14 protein-coding genes are annotated in these 15898 nt (G+C 61.4%); 5 read left to right on the forward strand and 9 right to left on the reverse strand.

The features are described 5' to 3' along the window. From BLX41_RS34965 to BLX41_RS10095, 5 genes are all read left to right on the forward strand, one after another. Positions 1-413 (forward strand): winged helix-turn-helix domain-containing protein (locus tag BLX41_RS34965; protein WP_259744647.1); only part of this gene is annotated, 413 nt, incomplete at its 5' end. Continuing rightward, complete coding sequence (locus BLX41_RS10080; RefSeq protein WP_123724759.1) at positions 403-1767, forward strand: heavy metal sensor histidine kinase; 1365 nt, start codon at positions 403-405, stop codon at positions 1765-1767. The genes BLX41_RS34965 and BLX41_RS10080, both read left to right, overlap by 11 nt. Before the next feature lie 212 nt (positions 1768-1979). Continuing rightward, positions 1980-2204, forward strand: coding sequence for a hypothetical protein (locus tag BLX41_RS10085; RefSeq protein ID WP_123724760.1), 225 nt, complete (start codon positions 1980-1982; stop codon positions 2202-2204). Between the two features lie 163 nt (positions 2205-2367). Continuing rightward, entirely contained in the window at positions 2368-3720 is a 1353-nt protein-coding gene (locus BLX41_RS10090; RefSeq protein ID WP_123724761.1) for an OprD family porin, read from the forward strand. 139 nt (positions 3721-3859) lie between these two features. Next, positions 3860-5371: a sensor domain-containing diguanylate cyclase gene (locus BLX41_RS10095; protein ID WP_123724762.1), complete on the forward strand. Its 1512-nt coding sequence runs from the start codon at positions 3860-3862 to the stop codon at positions 5369-5371. Positions 5372-5438: 67 nt separating this feature from the next. Here the strand turns inward: BLX41_RS10095 and lpxC are convergent, their stop codons facing one another. The 9 genes from lpxC to murD form a co-directional block, all read right to left on the reverse strand. Next, positions 5439-6350, reverse strand: a complete 912-nt coding sequence (gene lpxC, locus BLX41_RS10100; RefSeq protein WP_011063304.1) for a UDP-3-O-acyl-N-acetylglucosamine deacetylase — start codon at positions 6348-6350, stop codon at positions 5439-5441. 112 nt (positions 6351-6462) lie between these two features. After that, positions 6463-7656 carry a cell division protein FtsZ gene (gene ftsZ, locus BLX41_RS10105; RefSeq protein ID WP_011063305.1) on the reverse strand — a complete coding sequence of 398 codons (1194 nt, stop codon included), beginning with the start codon at positions 7654-7656 and terminating at the stop codon, positions 6463-6465. A 72-nt stretch (positions 7657-7728) separates the two neighbouring features. Then, positions 7729-8988, reverse strand: a complete 1260-nt coding sequence (gene ftsA / locus BLX41_RS10110) for a cell division protein FtsA (protein WP_011063306.1) — start codon at positions 8986-8988, stop codon at positions 7729-7731. A gap of 14 nt (positions 8989-9002) precedes the next feature. Beyond that, positions 9003-9872, reverse strand: coding sequence for a cell division protein FtsQ/DivIB (locus BLX41_RS10115; RefSeq protein WP_123724763.1), 870 nt, complete (start codon positions 9870-9872; stop codon positions 9003-9005). A 4-nt stretch (positions 9873-9876) separates the two neighbouring features. Beyond that, positions 9877-10833 (reverse strand): D-alanine--D-alanine ligase, encoded by a 957-nt coding sequence (locus tag BLX41_RS10120; RefSeq protein ID WP_123724764.1) that lies wholly within the window; start codon positions 10831-10833, stop codon positions 9877-9879. Beyond that, complete coding sequence (gene murC / locus BLX41_RS10125) at positions 10830-12284, reverse strand: UDP-N-acetylmuramate--L-alanine ligase (RefSeq protein ID WP_123724765.1); 1455 nt, start codon at positions 12282-12284, stop codon at positions 10830-10832. The genes BLX41_RS10120 and murC overlap by 4 nt, the downstream gene beginning before the upstream one ends. Then, a complete protein-coding gene (murG, locus tag BLX41_RS10130) occupies positions 12277-13347 on the reverse strand; it encodes an undecaprenyldiphospho-muramoylpentapeptide beta-N-acetylglucosaminyltransferase (RefSeq protein WP_123724766.1) in 1071 nt (356 codons plus the stop codon). Before murG ends, murC begins: the two co-directional genes overlap by 8 nt. Then, complete coding sequence (ftsW, locus tag BLX41_RS10135; RefSeq protein WP_123724767.1) at positions 13337-14554, reverse strand: putative lipid II flippase FtsW; 1218 nt, start codon at positions 14552-14554, stop codon at positions 13337-13339. Before ftsW ends, murG begins: the two co-directional genes overlap by 11 nt. Further along, positions 14551-15897, reverse strand: coding sequence for a UDP-N-acetylmuramoyl-L-alanine--D-glutamate ligase (gene murD / locus BLX41_RS10140; RefSeq protein WP_123724768.1), 1347 nt, complete (start codon positions 15895-15897; stop codon positions 14551-14553). The genes ftsW and murD overlap by 4 nt, the downstream gene beginning before the upstream one ends. Position 15898 lies beyond the last annotated feature (1 nt).

The following is a 15898-nucleotide window of genomic DNA, read 5'->3' on the forward strand; positions in this document are numbered from 1 at the left end:
GCTTGCGCGATGGCGCCGACGACTACCTGGGCAAGCCCTTTTCCTTCCTTGAACTGGTGGCCCGCCTGCAGGCCCTGACCCGTCGCAGCGGCGGTCACGAGCCAGTGCAGATCAGCATCGCCGACCTGTGGATCGACCTCATCAGCCGCAAGGCCAACCGCGCCGGCACTCGCCTGGACCTGACCGCCAAGGAGTTCTCGCTGCTCAGCGTGCTGGCCCGGCGCCAGGGCGAGATCCTGTCCAAGACCTCGATTGCCGAAATGGTCTGGGACATCAATTTCGACAGCGACGCCAATGTCGTCGAAGTGGCGATCAAGCGCCTGCGGGCCAAACTCGATGGCCCTTTCGAACACAAGCTGCTGCACACCATCCGCGGCATGGGTTATGTGCTGGAGAGCCGCAGTGCCGAGTAACTCCATTGCCCTGCGCCTGAGCGGGCTGTTCACCCTGGTGGCACTGCTGATCTTCCTGCTGATTGGCGGCGCCCTCTATCAACAGGTGGACAAGGGCCTGGGCCTGCTGCCGGAAGCCGAGCTGGATGCGCGCTACAGCGTGCTGGAGTCGGCCTTGAACCGTTACGGCACCCCCGAGCACTGGGCCAAGATCAACGCCAAGCTCAAGCTGCTCAGCGAGGAAGACAAGCGCATTCGCTTCTGGGCAGTGAGCGGCGACCCCGGTTATGAATACGGCAACCCGGACCCACAGATACGCGCATTTGCCCAAGGTCCGCTGGGCATGCGCGACCTGATCCTGAGCGATCATCCCTACCCACTGAAGGTGCTGGTCAGCCAGTTGCCGGCCAAGGAACAGCGCCCGGCCCTGCGTTTCCTGATTGCCATCGACACCGATACCTTCCACCAGACCCAGCACCAGTTGCTGATGGCCCTGATCGGCCTGGCCATCGTCGGTGTACTACTGGCCTCGGCCCTGGGTTACTGGGTGGCGCGGATCGGCCTCAAGCCGCTGATCAAGCTGTCCCAAGAGGCCCAGCGCCTGGCTCCGCCCCGTCTCTCCGGACGCCTGCAGCTCTCGCCCCTGCCGCCGGAGCTGAGCCAGTTCGTCAACTCCTTCAACTCCACCCTGGAACGGGTCGAGCAGGCCTATTCGCGCCTGGAGTCGTTCAACGCCGACGTCGCCCATGAACTGCGCTCGCCCCTGACCAACCTCATTGGCCAGACCCAGGTGGCCCTGACCCGCGGCCGCTCGGCGGAGCATTACTTCGAGGTGCTGCAGTCCAATCTTGAAGAGCTGGAACGGCTGCGCTCCATCGTCAACGACATGCTGTTCCTGGCCAGCGCCGATCAGGGCAGCAAGGCCACCAAACTCACCACCAGTTCCCTGGCGGCGGAAGTGGCCACGACCCTGGACTACCTGGACTTCATCCTCGAAGACGCGCAAGTCAGGGTCGAGGTCCAGGGCGATGCCCAGGTGCGGATCGAGATTGCCCACCTGCGCCGGGCCCTGATCAACCTGCTGAGCAATGCCGTGCAGCACACGGCGGCAGGGGAAGTGATCCAGGTGCGGATTGAAGTGCAGGCGCAGCAAGTGGCGATCGCCGTCAGCAATCCGGGGCAAGGCATCGCCAGTGAACACCTGCCTCGCTTGTTCGAACGCTTTTACCGGGTCGATGCATCCCGCAGCAACAGCGGCGCCAACCACGGTCTGGGGCTGGCCATCGTCAAGGCCATCGCCCTGATGCACGGTGGCGACGTGTTCGTGCGCAGTGACCGGGGCATCAATACCTTCGGCCTGTACCTGCCTCTGTGACTCGGGATTCTCGAACTCTTTAGGAGCCGGCTTGCCGGCGAAGGCGTCAACACATCCGGTGCAAGACGATATGACGCTTTCGCTGGCAAGCCAGCGTCTACTGTTGTTTTTTTGGTAACAGTCCTTATCCTGTTCGGCTCTTTTTCCAGCAGCCTCATGGTTATATTTTTGTCGCACCGAATTGAACTTGCTCTGCAAGAAGGTCTTCAGAAATGTCCAACAGTATGGGTATTGCCAGCGCCTTTGTTTTGTCTTCCCTGTTCGTGGCGCCAATGGCCATGGCCGAAGAATCCCAGGGATTCGTGGCGAGAAATGCCGCACGCGCCGCCGCGTTCGAACAAGCACAGATTGCTCAGGCCGCCCAGCAGCAAAACACTCAGCAAGCCCAGAAGATCACCGCCGAGCACAGCAAGAGCGACGCTCAGAAAGACAGTTGATCCGCGCTACCGACTTGTTTCCCTCGACAACTTCTCTGCTTTCAATCCGGGAGTAAGTTGTCTTAAAGCCGCTGAGTTCAGCGGCTTTTTTTTGCTGTGGAGAAACCCATGGCAAATACGTCATACCCAGAATAAGAAGCATCCGAGTTCACAATAAAAAACCATGTTCATTCACCAAAGGAGCTACACGTTGTTCAGGACCACGCTGAGAATCAGCCCGCTATTCATTGCAATCGCTGCAACTATTCCCGCCTTGGGCCAAGCTGGCGAAGAGAGCGACAACCAGGGCTTCGTCGCCGGCTCGAGCCTCAAGCTCAACGCCCGCAACTACTACATGAACCGCAATCGCCAGCAGCAGAACAATGACAACATCGAATGGGGCCAGGGTTTCCTCGGTGTCTTCGAGTCCGGCTATACCCAAGGCACCGTGGGCTTTGGTATCGATGCCAACGCTATGCTCGGCCTCAAGCTGGATGGTGGTGGTGGCACCACCAAGTCGAGCATCCTGCCCGTCAGCGAAGGTGGCCGGCACAAGGCGCCCGGCTCGTTCTCCACCGCGGGTGCCACCTTGAAAATGCGTGCCTTCGACACCGAGCTCAAGGCCGGCGACCTGTTCCTCAACAACCCGGTAATCGCCGGCGGCATGAGCCGCATGCTGCCGCAGACCTTCCGCGGCGTCAGCCTGACCAACCACAGCTTCGACGGCTGGTTGATCGAAGGCGGTCAGGCCAGCTTCACCAAGCCCTACAACCAGAGCGGTCACAAGCGCATCGGCACCTCCTACGGCACCCTGCAAAAAGCTGACGAAAGCCGGCACCTGAATTGGACCGGGGTGGCCTGGAGCGGTGTTCCAGGCTTGACCAGCAGCCTTTATGCCGCCGAGCTCAAGGACATCTGGAACCAGTACTACTACGACCTGGACTACACCTACGCGCTCAACGATCTGGTCAGCCTCAATCCGGGCCTGCACTTCTATCACACCCAGGACACTGGCCAGGCGCTGCTGGGCAACATCGACAACAACACCTACAGCCTGCACTTCACCGTCGGCGTGGGCAGCCACAGCGTCACCGCCGCCTACCAGCGGGTCAACGGCAACACGCCATTCGACTACATCGCCCAGGGCGACAGCATCTACCTGGATAACTCCCAGCAGTACTCGGACTTCAACGGTCCCAACGAGCGCTCCTGGAAGCTCAAGTACGCCTACGATTTTGCCGGCGTCGGCCTGCCGGGCCTGACCTCGGCACTGTCTTACTCCCGGGGCGAGCTGGACCTGACCAAGGTCGATCCGGCCAGCCGCGGCTATGCCAGCTGGTACAGCGCCGCCGGCAAGAATGCCAAGCACTGGGAACGAGACCTCGACCTCAAGTATGTGGTGCAGGGCGGCACCGCCAAGGACCTGGCCGTGCGCTTGCAATGGGCCACCAACCGCGGCGGCAACGGCTACGGCGCGCTGGACAACGACACCGATGAGTACCGGGTGATCGTCGACTATCCGATCAACGTGTTCTAAGCCGATATAAGCAAAAGGCCAGCATGTTTTGCTGGCCTTTTTTTTATTCGGGATTTATACAGGCGCGAAGGCGTGACCGATTTCTGTAGCCCACGTCCACACTAGACTTAAATATGTCGACGTAGCAGAAATCAAAATCATGAGCGTGAGTCGTGCGACACCCCGCACAGGGAAAATCGCGTCAAATCCGGAACGTCTGTTGGTCCTGGCCAGCTCGCTGATCGTCGTGGCCATTCTCAGTATCGTCACCTACCTGTTGATCCGTGAACACGCTGCTGCCGAACAGGCTGCCACCCGTGCCGCGAACAACATCGTGCAACTGATCGACGCTGATGTATTGCGCAACGTCGAACTCTACGACCTGTCCCTCAAGGGACTGATCAGTGCGGCGCAACGCGACGACCTGAAGGACGTTTCGGCGCCCATCCGCCATCTGGCGCTGTTCGACCGGGCCACCGCCGCGCCCTACAAGGGCGATATCCTGCTGCTGGACAAGCGCGGCAATGTGCTGGCTGACTCGGCGTCGATCGTACCCCGTACGGGCAACTACGCCGATCGCGAGTACTTTCGATCGCACATCGACAATCCGGACCCGAGGATGATGATCAGCCCACCGTTCCGCGCGCGCACCACCGATCACGACTGGCGGATCAGCTTCAGTCGACGGCTCAGCGATGAGCATGGCCAGTTCATCGGGGTCGCCGAAGCAGCCATGCGCCTGAGCTACTTCAATGAGCTGTTCAAGAATCTGGATATCGGGCGCAACGGTTCGATCAACCTGATCAGCCGCGATGGGGTTCTGCTGGCCCAACAGCCGCCCCTGGCAGACGACCTGATTGGCAAGAGTTTCAGTAACCGTCCCAACTTCGTGCGCATCCTGCGCGAAGGCAATGGCAGCTTCAGCAGCGTGTCCAGCGTGGATCGGATGCAACGGCTGTACACCTTTTCCCAGGTGGGCGACCTGCCGCTGATCGTGGTTGTGGCACTGTCCATCGATGAGGTCTTTGCTGCCTGGCAACGCACGGCGCTGCTGATCAGCGGCGCCACTGGGGCGCTGTGCATCGCCCTGTTCTGGCTGACCTGGCAACTGTGTCGCGAACTGCGGCGCCGGCAGAATGCCGAGCAGGAGTTGGCGCGCCTGGCGGCCGTCGATGCCCTCACCGGCCTGGCCAATCGTCGTACCCTGGACCAGGTGCTGAACAATGAGTGGGCCCGGGCCCGGCGCGCCAACCTGCCCCTGTCACTGCTGATGATCGATGTCGACCACTTCAAGTCGTTCAACGACCGCTTTGGCCATCCGCTGGGGGACCAGGCATTGCGTGTAGTGGCGCAGAACATTGGCGCTTGTGCGGGGCGCCCGGCTGACCTGGCGGCGCGCTATGGGGGCGAAGAGTTCGCGGTGATCCTGCCGGGGACCGACAGCGCCGGCGCCGCCGTACTCGCCGAAAAAATCCGCGCCTGCATCGCCGCCTTGCCGTCCGTCAGCGAACAGGCCACGCCCTTGACGGTGAGCATCGGCATCAACACCTGGTCGGGCAATCCCGATATCAGCCTCGAGCAATGGGTGAGCGACGCTGACAAAGCCCTGTATCAAGCCAAGTACAGCGGCCGCAACCGAGTGGTTTCCAACATGTCACGGCGTAGCGCCTGAACCTTGCGGCATAAAAAAAGGCCATCCGGGGGGATGGCCTTCAAAAACAAAAGGAAAGAGAGAGTAATTACACGGCCGCGACCGGACGCATGTAAGAGATCGGTGCAGTGCTGGCATCTTCGAAGGTCACAACTTCCCAGGCATCTTTCTGCTCAATCAACTTGCGCAGTAGCTGGTTGTTCAGTGCGTGGCCCGACTTGAAGCCCTTGAACTCGCCTATCAGGCTGTTGCCCAGCAGGTAGAGGTCACCAATTGCATCCAGGATCTTGTGCTTGACGAATTCGTCTTCGTAGCGAAGACCGTCTTCGTTCAGTACGCCATCCGAATCGACCACAATGGCGTTTTCCACGCTGCCGCCGAGTGCGAGGTTGTGCTTGCGCAGGTACTCGATATCACTCATGAAACCAAAGGTACGGGCGCGGCTGACTTCTTTTACAAACGAAGTGCTGGAGAAGTCCACGCTTGCACTCTGGGTGCGGTCACGGAAAACCGGGTGATCGAAATCGATCTCGAAGCTCACTTTAAAACCATCGAAAGGCACGAAAGTGGCGCGCTTGTCGCCATCTTCCACGGTCACTTCACGAAGGATGCGGATGAACTTTTTAGCTGCGTCCTGTTCTTCGAGGCCAGCAGATTGAATCAGGAATACGAAGGGTCCGGCGCTGCCATCCATGATCGGGACTTCGGACGCGGAGAGCTCGACGTAGGCGTTATCGATGCCCAGGCCAGCCATGGCCGAGAGCAAGTGCTCCACCGTGTCCACTTTGACGTCACCGTTGACCAACGTGGTCGACATCGTGGTTTCGCCAACATTTTCCGCGCGAGCAGGAATCTGCACCACAGGGTCCAGGTCGGCACGACAAAACACAATGCCGGTGTCGACAGGCGCAGGCTTGAGGGTCAGGTAAACCTTCTCCCCGGAATGCAGGCCTACACCTGTGGCACGGATAATATTCTTCAGGGTGCGTTGTTTAATCATGGCTTGGGCCGCTTCAGCGCAAATTGCGAACTGGTATCAACAAAGGCTGGCGATAATAGCAGACCATGCCTTTGCTGAACACCAATCACCCTAATACCCCTGATACATTCCATCAATCGGCCTGACGACGCAGAAATGCCGGGATGTCCAGGTAGTCCAGATCATCTTGCGGATTCAGCTTCGCCGCGGTTGCCGCGTTCGACTGCGCCTGATTGCGCATAACGGTCGGACGGTCCAGGTCACGGTAGTTCACCGACGGCAGTTCCTGACGAGCAGGAGCTGGCGCTTGCGACTGAGCGGACATGGAAGTCTGAACGGTATTGTCGATGACCTTTACAGGCTTCTCGATTTTCGCGCCCAGGCCGGTGGCCACTACGGTTACATGCAGCTCGTCACGCATGTCCGGATCGATAACGGTACCGACCTTGACCATGGCGTGTTCGGAAGCGAAGGCTTCGATGATGCTACCCACGTCGGAGTACTCACCCAGGGACAGGTCAGGACCGGCGGTGATGTTCACCAGGATGCCGCGTGCACCTTCCAGGTTCACGTCTTCCAGCAGCGGGTTGCGGATGGCCGCTTCAGTGGCTTCACGCGCACGGTTCGGACCGCTGGCGCAGCCAGTGCCCATCATCGCCATGCCCATTTCGCTCATCACGGTGCGTACGTCGGCAAAGTCGACGTTGATCATGCCCGGACGCTTGATGATGTCGGAGATACCGCGAACGGCACCGGCCAACACGTCGTCGGCCTTGGCAAAAGCCGACAGCAGGCTGGCGTCTTTACCAAGGATGGTCAGCAGCTTCTCGTTGGGAATGGTGATCAACGAGTCGACGCTTTCGCTCAGCGCGCGGATGCCCTCATCGGCGATCTGCATGCGCTTGCGGCCTTCGAACGGGAACGGACGAGTCACCACCGCAACGGTGAGGATGCCCATTTCCTTGGCCACTTCAGCAATGATAGGCGCCGCACCGGTACCGGTACCGCCGCCCATGCCGGTGGTGATGAACACCATGTTGGTGCCCGCCAGTACTTCAGCGATACGCTCGCGGTCTTCCAGAGCGGCTTGACGGCCGACTTCCGGATTGGCACCCGCACCCAGGCCCTTGGTCACGCCGGTACCCAGTTGCAGGATGGTCCGCGCGCCGATGTTTTTCAGCGCTTGAGCATCAGTGTTGGCGCAGATGAACTCGACGCCTTCGATGTTGCTCTTGACCATGTGATTGACCGCGTTGCCGCCGCCACCGCCAACACCGATAACCTTGATTACCGGACTTTGCGGGATGTTGTCTACGAGTTCGAACATTTTCCCTCTCCTTTCATTTCTCTAGTTTTTCGCCTACTGCCTACTGCTTTGTAACGGTGTTGCGGTAAATCTTTAGAAGTTGCCCTGCACCCAGCTCTTGATGCGATCGAGCAGTGCCGCCTTGGGCTCGTCGCTGCTGTAGCTGTCGCGGCTGCCGATGCCGGAGAACGAGATGCCGTCGGACTGTTTCTGCAGCCCGTACAGCAGCAAGCCGACACCGGTGGAATAGATCGGGTTGCGCACCACGTCGGACAGGCCCTTGACACTGTGGGGCACGCCCAGGCGAACCGGCATGTGGAAAATTTCCTCGGCCAGTTCCACCGCGCCTTCCATCTTCGAGGTGCCACCAGTGAGCACGATGCCCGCCGGGATCAGGTCTTCGTAGCCACTGCGGCGCAGTTCGGCCTGGATCAGGGTGAACAGTTCGTCGTAACGCGGCTCGACCACCTCGGCCAGGGCCTGGCGCGACAGTTCGCGCGGTGGGCGGTCGCCAACGCTTGGCACCTTGATGGTTTCGCCGGCGCCGGCCAGCTTGGCCAGGGCGCAGGCGTAACGGATCTTTATTTCCTCGGCGTACTGGGTCGGGGTGCGCAGGGCCATGGCGATGTCGTTGGTCACCTGGTCGCCGGCAATTGGAATCACCGCAGTGTGGCGGATCGCGCCTTCGGTGAAGATCGCCATGTCGGTGGTGCCGCCGCCGATGTCCACTAGGCACACGCCCAGCTCTTTCTCGTCGTCGGTGAGCACCGAGTAGGCCGAAGCCAGTTGCTCGAGGATGATGTCGTCGATTTCCAGGCCGCAGCGACGCACGCACTTCTCGATGTTCTGTGCCGCATTCACCGCGCAGGTCACCACGTGCACCTTGGCCTCCAGGCGTACGCCGGACATGCCCAGGGGTTCACGCACGCCTTCCTGGTTGTCGATCACGTAATCCTGCGGCAGGGTGTGCAGAACCCGCTGGTCAGCCGGGATCGCCACGGCCTGGGCAGCGTCGAGGACCCGCTCCAGGTCCGCCGAGCTGACTTCCCGATCGCGGATCGCCACGATGCCGTGGGAGTTCAGGCTGCGAATGTGATTGCCCGCCACACCGACGAACGCCGAGTGAATACGGCAGCCCGCCATCAGTTGCGCCTCTTCCACCGCGCGCTGGATCGACTGCACGGTGGATTCGATATTCACCACCACGCCCTTCTTCAGGCCGCGGGAAGGATGGGTGCCGATGCCGACGATTTCCAGCGAGCCATCGGCCGCGACTTCGCCCACCAGCGCCACAACCTTGGAGGTGCCGATATCCAGGCCGACGATCATTTTGCCGCTTTGCACATTTGCCATGGTCCTGCCTCTTCTTAATTCTTCGCGACGGCAGGTTGCGCCGTCGTGGGTGCCGCCGGATCGCGCCAGCCCACGGCCAGGCCGTTGGCATAACGCAGATCGATGCGCGCGATGTTCGTGATCTGTTCTTTCAGCGTTTTTTCATAAATGGCAATGAAGCGGCGCATCTTCTCCACCAGATGATCGCGACCCAGGAGCAACTCGATGCCGGGACCGGCACTGCCGGCACCGGTGGTCAGGAACCAACTGCCGCGCTCGCGCAGCTCCAGACGGGCGATCGAAAAGCCCAGCGGTCGCAGCATCTGGCTCAACACCTGATACTGCTGCATCACTTGCTGCTGGGCCCGCTGCGGCCCGAACAACTGCGGCAAGTGTTCATAGTTCGCCAGTTCACGCGGAGTGAAGGCCTGGCCCTGGTTGTTCAACAGTGCCTCGTCGCCCCAGCGGGCCACTGGCAGTTGTTCTTCCAGGCGAATCACCACTTGGTCCGGCCACACCCGACGAACTTCGGCGTGGGCGATCCAGGGCATCTTTTCCAGCTCGGTGCGCATGCTCGCCAGGTCGATGGTGAAGAAGCTCGCCGCGACATAAGGCGCGATCCGCTGCTGCACCGCCTGCTGGCTGATGTAGCTCAAATCCCCCTGCACCGCGATCTTGGTGATCGGGCGGTCGGCGTATGGCAGCAAACGCTGGGCACCTTCATAGGTGCCAAAGCCTAAGGCCACCAGCAGCACCGGCCAGAACAGGCTTTTCAGAAAACCAAAGTTGGCTTTCGGCAGGCGCACCGACATCGGCTCTTTGGCCACCATTCGGCTGGCACCCCGCGGCACCGGCTTGCGGCCGGGTGCGGGTTGCTGCTGATGACGAAGCGACGCGCCTTGCATGGGCTTAACCTCTCGCCTCAAGACTGGCTGCCAGGATGGCCAATACCAACTGCTGGAAATCCAGACCGGCCGCACGGGCGGCCATCGGCACCAGACTGTGATCGGTCATGCCCGGAGCGGTATTCACTTCCAGGAACCAGAACTGCCCCTGGGCATCCTGCATCACGTCGGCACGCGCCCAACCGGCGATACCGAGCGCCTCACAGGCTTTCGCCGTGAGATCCATGAGTTCCTGTTCCTTGGAGCTGTCGAGCCCGCACGGGATCCGGTACTGGGTATCGGAAGCCAGGTACTTGGCGTCGTAGTCGTAAAACGTGTGGGGAGTGCCCAGGGCGATAGGTGGCAGCACCTGGTCACGCAGGGTCGCGATGGTGAACTCCGGACCCTGGATCCATTGCTCGACCAACACTTGCGAATCGTAGGTACTGGCCGCCTTCCATGCCTCGATCAATTCGGACGCGGAAGTCACCTTGGCCATACCGATACTGGAGCCTTCATGAGCCGGTTTGACGATCAAAGGCAGGCCCAGTTCCGCCACCGCGGAAATACAGTCGGCTTCCGAACTCAGAACCGCGTGACGCGGCGTCGGAATACCCAGGCTGTGCCAGACCTGCTTGGTGCGCAGCTTGTCCATGGCCAGAGCCGAAGCAAGGATGCCGCTACCGGTGTAGGGAATCCCCAGGCATTCCAGCAAGCCTTGCATGCTGCCGTCTTCACCGCCACGGCCGTGGAGAATGATGAAGGCGCGATCGATCTTCTCGCTCAAGAGGCGCTGCAGCAGGTCGTCACCGACATCAATGCCGAAGGCGTTCACTCCGCCGCTCTGCAAGGCTTCAAGCACGGCCTTGCCGGACTTCAGCGATACTTCGCGCTCGGCGCTCTTGCCGCCGTAGAGCACGGCAACGCGACCAAAATCGCTCGGCTTTACGGTGGAGAACAGGTTGGCATAGGCAGCAGTCATTTCGCCCCCTTGCCAGCGGCCACAGCACCGGCGAACAGCGGGCTGTTGAGCAGTTTTGGCGCCAGGCCACCGATATCACCGGCGCCCTGACACAGCAGAATGTCACCGGCTCGCAGCAGCGGCTTCACTAACGGAGCCAGGTCGACACCTCGCTCGATGTAGATCGGGTCCAGTTGGCCCCGTTGCCGAATGCTGTGGCACAACTGGCGGCTGTCAGCGCCCGGGATCGGCTCTTCACCGGCCGGGTAGACTTCCATCAACAGCAGCACGTTGGCATCGGCCAGCACCTGCACGAAGTCGTCGTACAGGTCACGGGTACGGCTGAAGCGGTGCGGCTGGTAGACCATCACCAGGCGGCGCTCAGGCCAGCCACCACGCACGGCCTTGATTACTGCCGCGACCTCGGTCGGGTGGTGCCCGTAGTCGTCCACCAGCATGACGTTGCCGCCTTCCACCGGCAGCTCGCCGTAGACCTGGAAGCGCCGGCCCACACCCTGGAAGCCCGACAGCCCCTGGACAATGGCTTCGTCGCTTATGCCTTCGTCGGTGGCGATACAGATGGTCGCCAGGGAGTTCAGCACATTGTGGTTGCCCGGCATGTTCACCGACACGTCCAGCGGTTCGCGGTCGCGACGCAGCACGGTGAAGAAGGTCTGCATGCCTTGCTGGCGTACATTGATGGCGCGCACGTCGGCTTCTTCGCTGAAGCCATAGGTCACGGTCGGACGCTTGACCAGCGGCAGGATATCGCGCACCACCGGATCGTCCAGGCACATCACCGCCAGCCCATAGAACGGCAGGTTGTGCAGGAAGTCGACGAAGGTTTTCTTCAGTTTGTTGAAGTCACCGTCGTAGGTCGCCATATGGTCGGCGTCAATATTGGTGACTACGGCTACCAGCGGCTGCAGGTGCAGGAAGCTGGCATCGCTTTCGTCGGCTTCGGCAATCAGGTAACGGCTGGTGCCCAGCTGTGCATTGGTGCCCGCTGCATTGAGCCGGCCACCGATGACAAAAGTCGGGTCCAGACCGCCAGCGGCGAACACCGAAGCCAGCAGGCTGGTAGTCGTAGTCTTGCCGTGTGTACCGGCCACGGCCACGCCATGACGGTAGCGCATCAGCTCGGCGAGCATCTCCGCCCGCGGCACCACCGGAATACGGCGTTCCAGGGCAGTGGCGACTTCCGGGTTGGAGGTGTTCACAGCGCTGGACACCACCAGCACATCGGCATTGGCGGCGTTTTCGGCGCGATGGCCGATGAAAATCTGCGCGCCAAAGGACTCCAGGCGCTCGGTGACCGGCGACGCCTTGAGGTCGGAACCGGAGACCTGATAACCCAGGTTCAGCAGCACCTCGGCAATCCCGCACATGCCCACGCCGCCGATGCCGACGAAGTGGATACGGCGGATACGGCGCATTTCCGGTTGCGGCATGGCTTTTTGATTCTCAACCATGGACCACCTCCAGGCAGATATTCACCACATCGCGGGTGGCATCAGGTTTGGCCAGCCGGCGCGCAGCCTGGGCCATGTTGTCGAGTCGTTCTGGTTGCATCAAAACCTCTGTCAGGCGAGCGGCAAGGTCCGCTGCACCAGTCGTTCTTTGCGGCATCAGGAAGGCAGCACCTTCACGAGCCAAATATTCGGCATTGCGGGTCTGGTGATCGTCGATCGCATGGGGCAAAGGCACCAGCATCGAAGGCAGACCGGCAGCAGCCAGTTCGCTGACAGTCAACGCGCCTGCGCGACAGACCACCAGGTCGGCCCAGCCATAGGCTTGAGCCATGTCTTTGATAAAGGGCTGCACCTGCGCCTCGACGCCGGCGGCGCGATAGCGCTCTGCAGTGACTTCATCGTGGTTTTTACCGGCCTGATGGAACACCTCCGGGCGCAGCTCGGGGGCGACCTGTGCCAGGGCTTCCGGCAGTAATTTGTTCAACGGCTCTGCCCCCAGGCTTCCGCCCAGAATCAGCAAACGCGCCTTGCGTCCGGCCAGGGCCTCGCGCGGTGTTTCGAGGAACAGCTCGGTGCGCACCGGATTGCCCGTGGTGCGGCGGCTGTCCGAGGCCCCGAAGGTATCCGGGAAAGCTTCGCAGACTCGGGCGGCCAACGGCACCAGCAGCCGATTGGCGGTACCGGCCACGGCATTCTGTTCGTGAACGATGACCGGCACCCCGGACAACTTGGCGGCAACACCACCCGGGCCGGTCACATAACCACCAAAACCCAGTACACAGACCGGATTGAGCTGCCGAATGATCCGCCGCGCCTGGAGCACCGCCTTGATCAGGACGAACGGCGCCTTGAGCAGGGACAGCTTGCCCTTGCCCCGCAGCCCGGTGACGTTGATCAGATGCAGCGGCAACCCGGCCGCCGGTACCAGCTCGTTCTCGATCCCACGGGGAGTACCCAGCCAGTGCACGCTGTAGCCACGGGCCTGGAACTCGCGGGCACAAGCCAGCGCCGGGAACACGTGGCCACCGGTGCCGCCCGCCATGATCAGCACGTTAGCGCCCATGGATCGGCTCCTCGGCAAAGTCACTCTCACTGAACTCCATCTCTTCACTGCCCAGGTGGGTTCTGCTCTCCCATTCGATACGCAGCAACAATCCGAGGCAGGCGCAGCAGATCACCAACGAGCTACCGCCATAACTGAGGAACGGCAGGGTCAGGCCCTTGGTCGGCAGCAGACCGACGTTCACCCCGATATTGATCAAGAACTGACCAATCCACAGGAACGACAAGCCATAAGCCACATAGGCGGCAAAAAACTGCTTGGCCTTCTCGGCCCACAGACCGATGTACATGCCACGAATACAGACGAATACGAACAGTGCCACCGTGCACAAGGAGCCCACAGCACCCAGCTCTTCGGCCAATACCGAGAACACGAAGTCGGTGTGAGCCTCCGGCAGATAGAACTGCTTCTGCACGCTGTTACCCAGCCCAACCCCCAGCCACTCGCCGCGACCAAACGCAATCAGTGCCTGGGACAATTGATATCCGGCACCGAACTGGTCCGCCCAGGGGTCGGCAAAGTTGGTCAGGCGCGCCATTCGATAGGGTTGCATCTGAATCAGCAACACAACCGCTGCCACCGCCAGGACCACCATCAGGGAAAACCGGAACAGCCCGACACCGCCGAGGAACAGCATGGCCGCGGCGGCCCCCATCATCACCACGGTGGCACCGAAGTCCGGCTCCATCAGCAGCAGGCCCGCCATTGGCAGCAGAACGATGAATGGCTTGAAGAAGCCCATCCAGCTTTCGCGCACTTCCTTCTGGCGCCGCACCAGATAACCGGCGAGGTAGATCACCACGAACACCTTGGCAATCTCGGAGGGCTGAACGTTAAAGAAGCTGAAACCGATCCAGCGCATCGAACCGTTCACTTCACGGCCGATCCCCGGAATGATCACCATCACCAGCAAACCGAAGGCACCAATCAGCATCATCCAGCCCAGGCGCTGCCAGGTGGCGATGGGAATCATCATGGTGACAATGCAGGCCCCCAGGCCCAGCACGATGTAGATCAGGTGGCGAATCATGTAGTACAGGGCACTTCCCGACTGCGCCGCCGCCACTTCGGTAGAGGCCGATGCAATCATGACCAGCCCCAGGCCGAGCAGCGTCAGGCAGCCGGCGAGCATCGGGAAATCAAGGTCGATGCCACGCCCGGTGATAAGCGGCGACGGATACGGCTTGATGAAATTCCTCAGGTTCATGCCAGTTCCTCCACGACACGGACGAACTGGTGACCCCGGTCTTCGTAATTCTTGAACATGTCGAAACTGGCGCAGGCGGGCGACAGCAACACCACGTCGCCAGGCTGTGCAACGGCGCGGCATTGAGCCACAGCGTCGGCCAGCGAATCGACACGAATCAGCGGCACGGCATCGCCGACCGCCTCACCGATCTTGTCGGAGTCACGGCCCATCAAGATCACCGCGCGGCAGTTGGCCGCCACCGGGTCCCGTAGATCCTTGAACTCGGCGCCCTTGCCGTCGCCACCGGCGATCAGCACGATCTTGCCATCGATGTCCGCGCCCAGGCCTTCGATGGCAGCCAGTGCGGCGCCGACGTTGGTGGCTTTGGAATCGTTGTAATAGCCCACGCCATCCACGTCGCGAACCCACTGGCAACGGTGCTCCAGGCCAGCGAAGGTGCGCAGAGCCGAAAGCATGGCGTCGAACGGCAAGCCGACCGCATGCCCCAGGGCCAATGCCGCCAGGGCGTTGGACTGGTTATGGGCACCACGAATCTTCAGTTCGCGCACCGGCATCAGGTTCTGGAACTCGAAGGCCAGGTACTTCTCACCCTTTTCTTCCCGCAGGCCAAAGCCCTTGAAATCGGGTTTACCCAGGCCAAAGGTCCAGCACGGCAGGTTCTCGCTCAGCAACGGCCGGGACAGCGCATCCTGGCGATTGACCACCACTTGCCGCGCGCCCCGGAAGATCCGGTGCTTGGCCAGGTGATAGGCCGGCAGGCCACTGTAGCGATCCATATGGTCTTCGCTGATGTTCAGCACGGTGGCCACTTCAGCACCCAGCTGGTCGGTGGTTTCCAGCTGGAAGCTGGACAGTTCCATCACGTACAGCTCGACGTCGTCGCTGAGCAGATCCAGGGCCGGAGTGCCAAGGTTGCCGCCCACGGCGACCCGCTTGCCCGCCGCAGCGGCCATCTCGCCCACCAGGGTGGTCACGGTGCTTTTCGCGTTGGAACCGCTGATGGCGACAATCGGCGCCTTCGCGTTACGCGCGAACAGCTCGATGTCACCGGACAATTTCACGCCACGGGCAGCAGCGGCCTGCAGGGCCGGGGTCGCCAGGGCCAGGCCAGGGCTCACGTAGAGCTCGTCGGCACGGCACAGGAACTCGACGTCCAGCTCGCCACAACGCACGTCCACCTGCGGGTAGTCACGACGCAACGTGGCCAGCTCAGGTGGATTCTCCCGCGTATCGGCCACCGCAAAAGCAACGCCCCGGTTCGCCAGGAAGCGAACCAGGGACATGCCGCTCTTGCCGAGGCCGACAACGATGCGGAAGTGGTCAGAAGCGATCAGAGACACT

This window comes from Pseudomonas protegens (genome assembly GCF_003732485.1).
Lineage (GTDB): Bacteria > Pseudomonadota > Gammaproteobacteria > Pseudomonadales > Pseudomonadaceae > Aquipseudomonas > Aquipseudomonas protegens_B.

Coding starts and splice junctions, on each gene's coding strand:
- BLX41_RS10085 (WP_123724760.1), top strand. CDS start 1,980: ATGTCCAACAGTATGGGTATTGCCAGCGCCTTTGTTTTGTCTTCCCTG.
- BLX41_RS10090 (WP_123724761.1), top strand. CDS start 2,368: ATGTTCATTCACCAAAGGAGCTACACGTTGTTCAGGACCACGCTGAGA.
- BLX41_RS10095 (WP_123724762.1), top strand. CDS start 3,860: ATGAGCGTGAGTCGTGCGACACCCCGCACAGGGAAAATCGCGTCAAAT.
- lpxC (WP_011063304.1), bottom strand. CDS start 6,350: ATGATTAAACAACGCACCCTGAAGAATATTATCCGTGCCACAGGTGTA.
- ftsZ (WP_011063305.1), bottom strand. CDS start 7,656: ATGTTCGAACTCGTAGACAACATCCCGCAAAGTCCGGTAATCAAGGTT.
- ftsA (WP_011063306.1), bottom strand. CDS start 8,988: ATGGCAAATGTGCAAAGCGGCAAAATGATCGTCGGCCTGGATATCGGC.
- BLX41_RS10115 (WP_123724763.1), bottom strand. CDS start 9,872: ATGCAAGGCGCGTCGCTTCGTCATCAGCAGCAACCCGCACCCGGCCGC.
- BLX41_RS10120 (WP_123724764.1), bottom strand. CDS start 10,833: ATGACTGCTGCCTATGCCAACCTGTTCTCCACCGTAAAGCCGAGCGAT.
- murC (WP_123724765.1), bottom strand. CDS start 12,284: ATGGTTGAGAATCAAAAAGCCATGCCGCAACCGGAAATGCGCCGTATC.
- murG (WP_123724766.1), bottom strand. CDS start 13,347: ATGGGCGCTAACGTGCTGATCATGGCGGGCGGCACCGGTGGCCACGTG.
- ftsW (WP_123724767.1), bottom strand. CDS start 14,554: ATGAACCTGAGGAATTTCATCAAGCCGTATCCGTCGCCGCTTATCACC.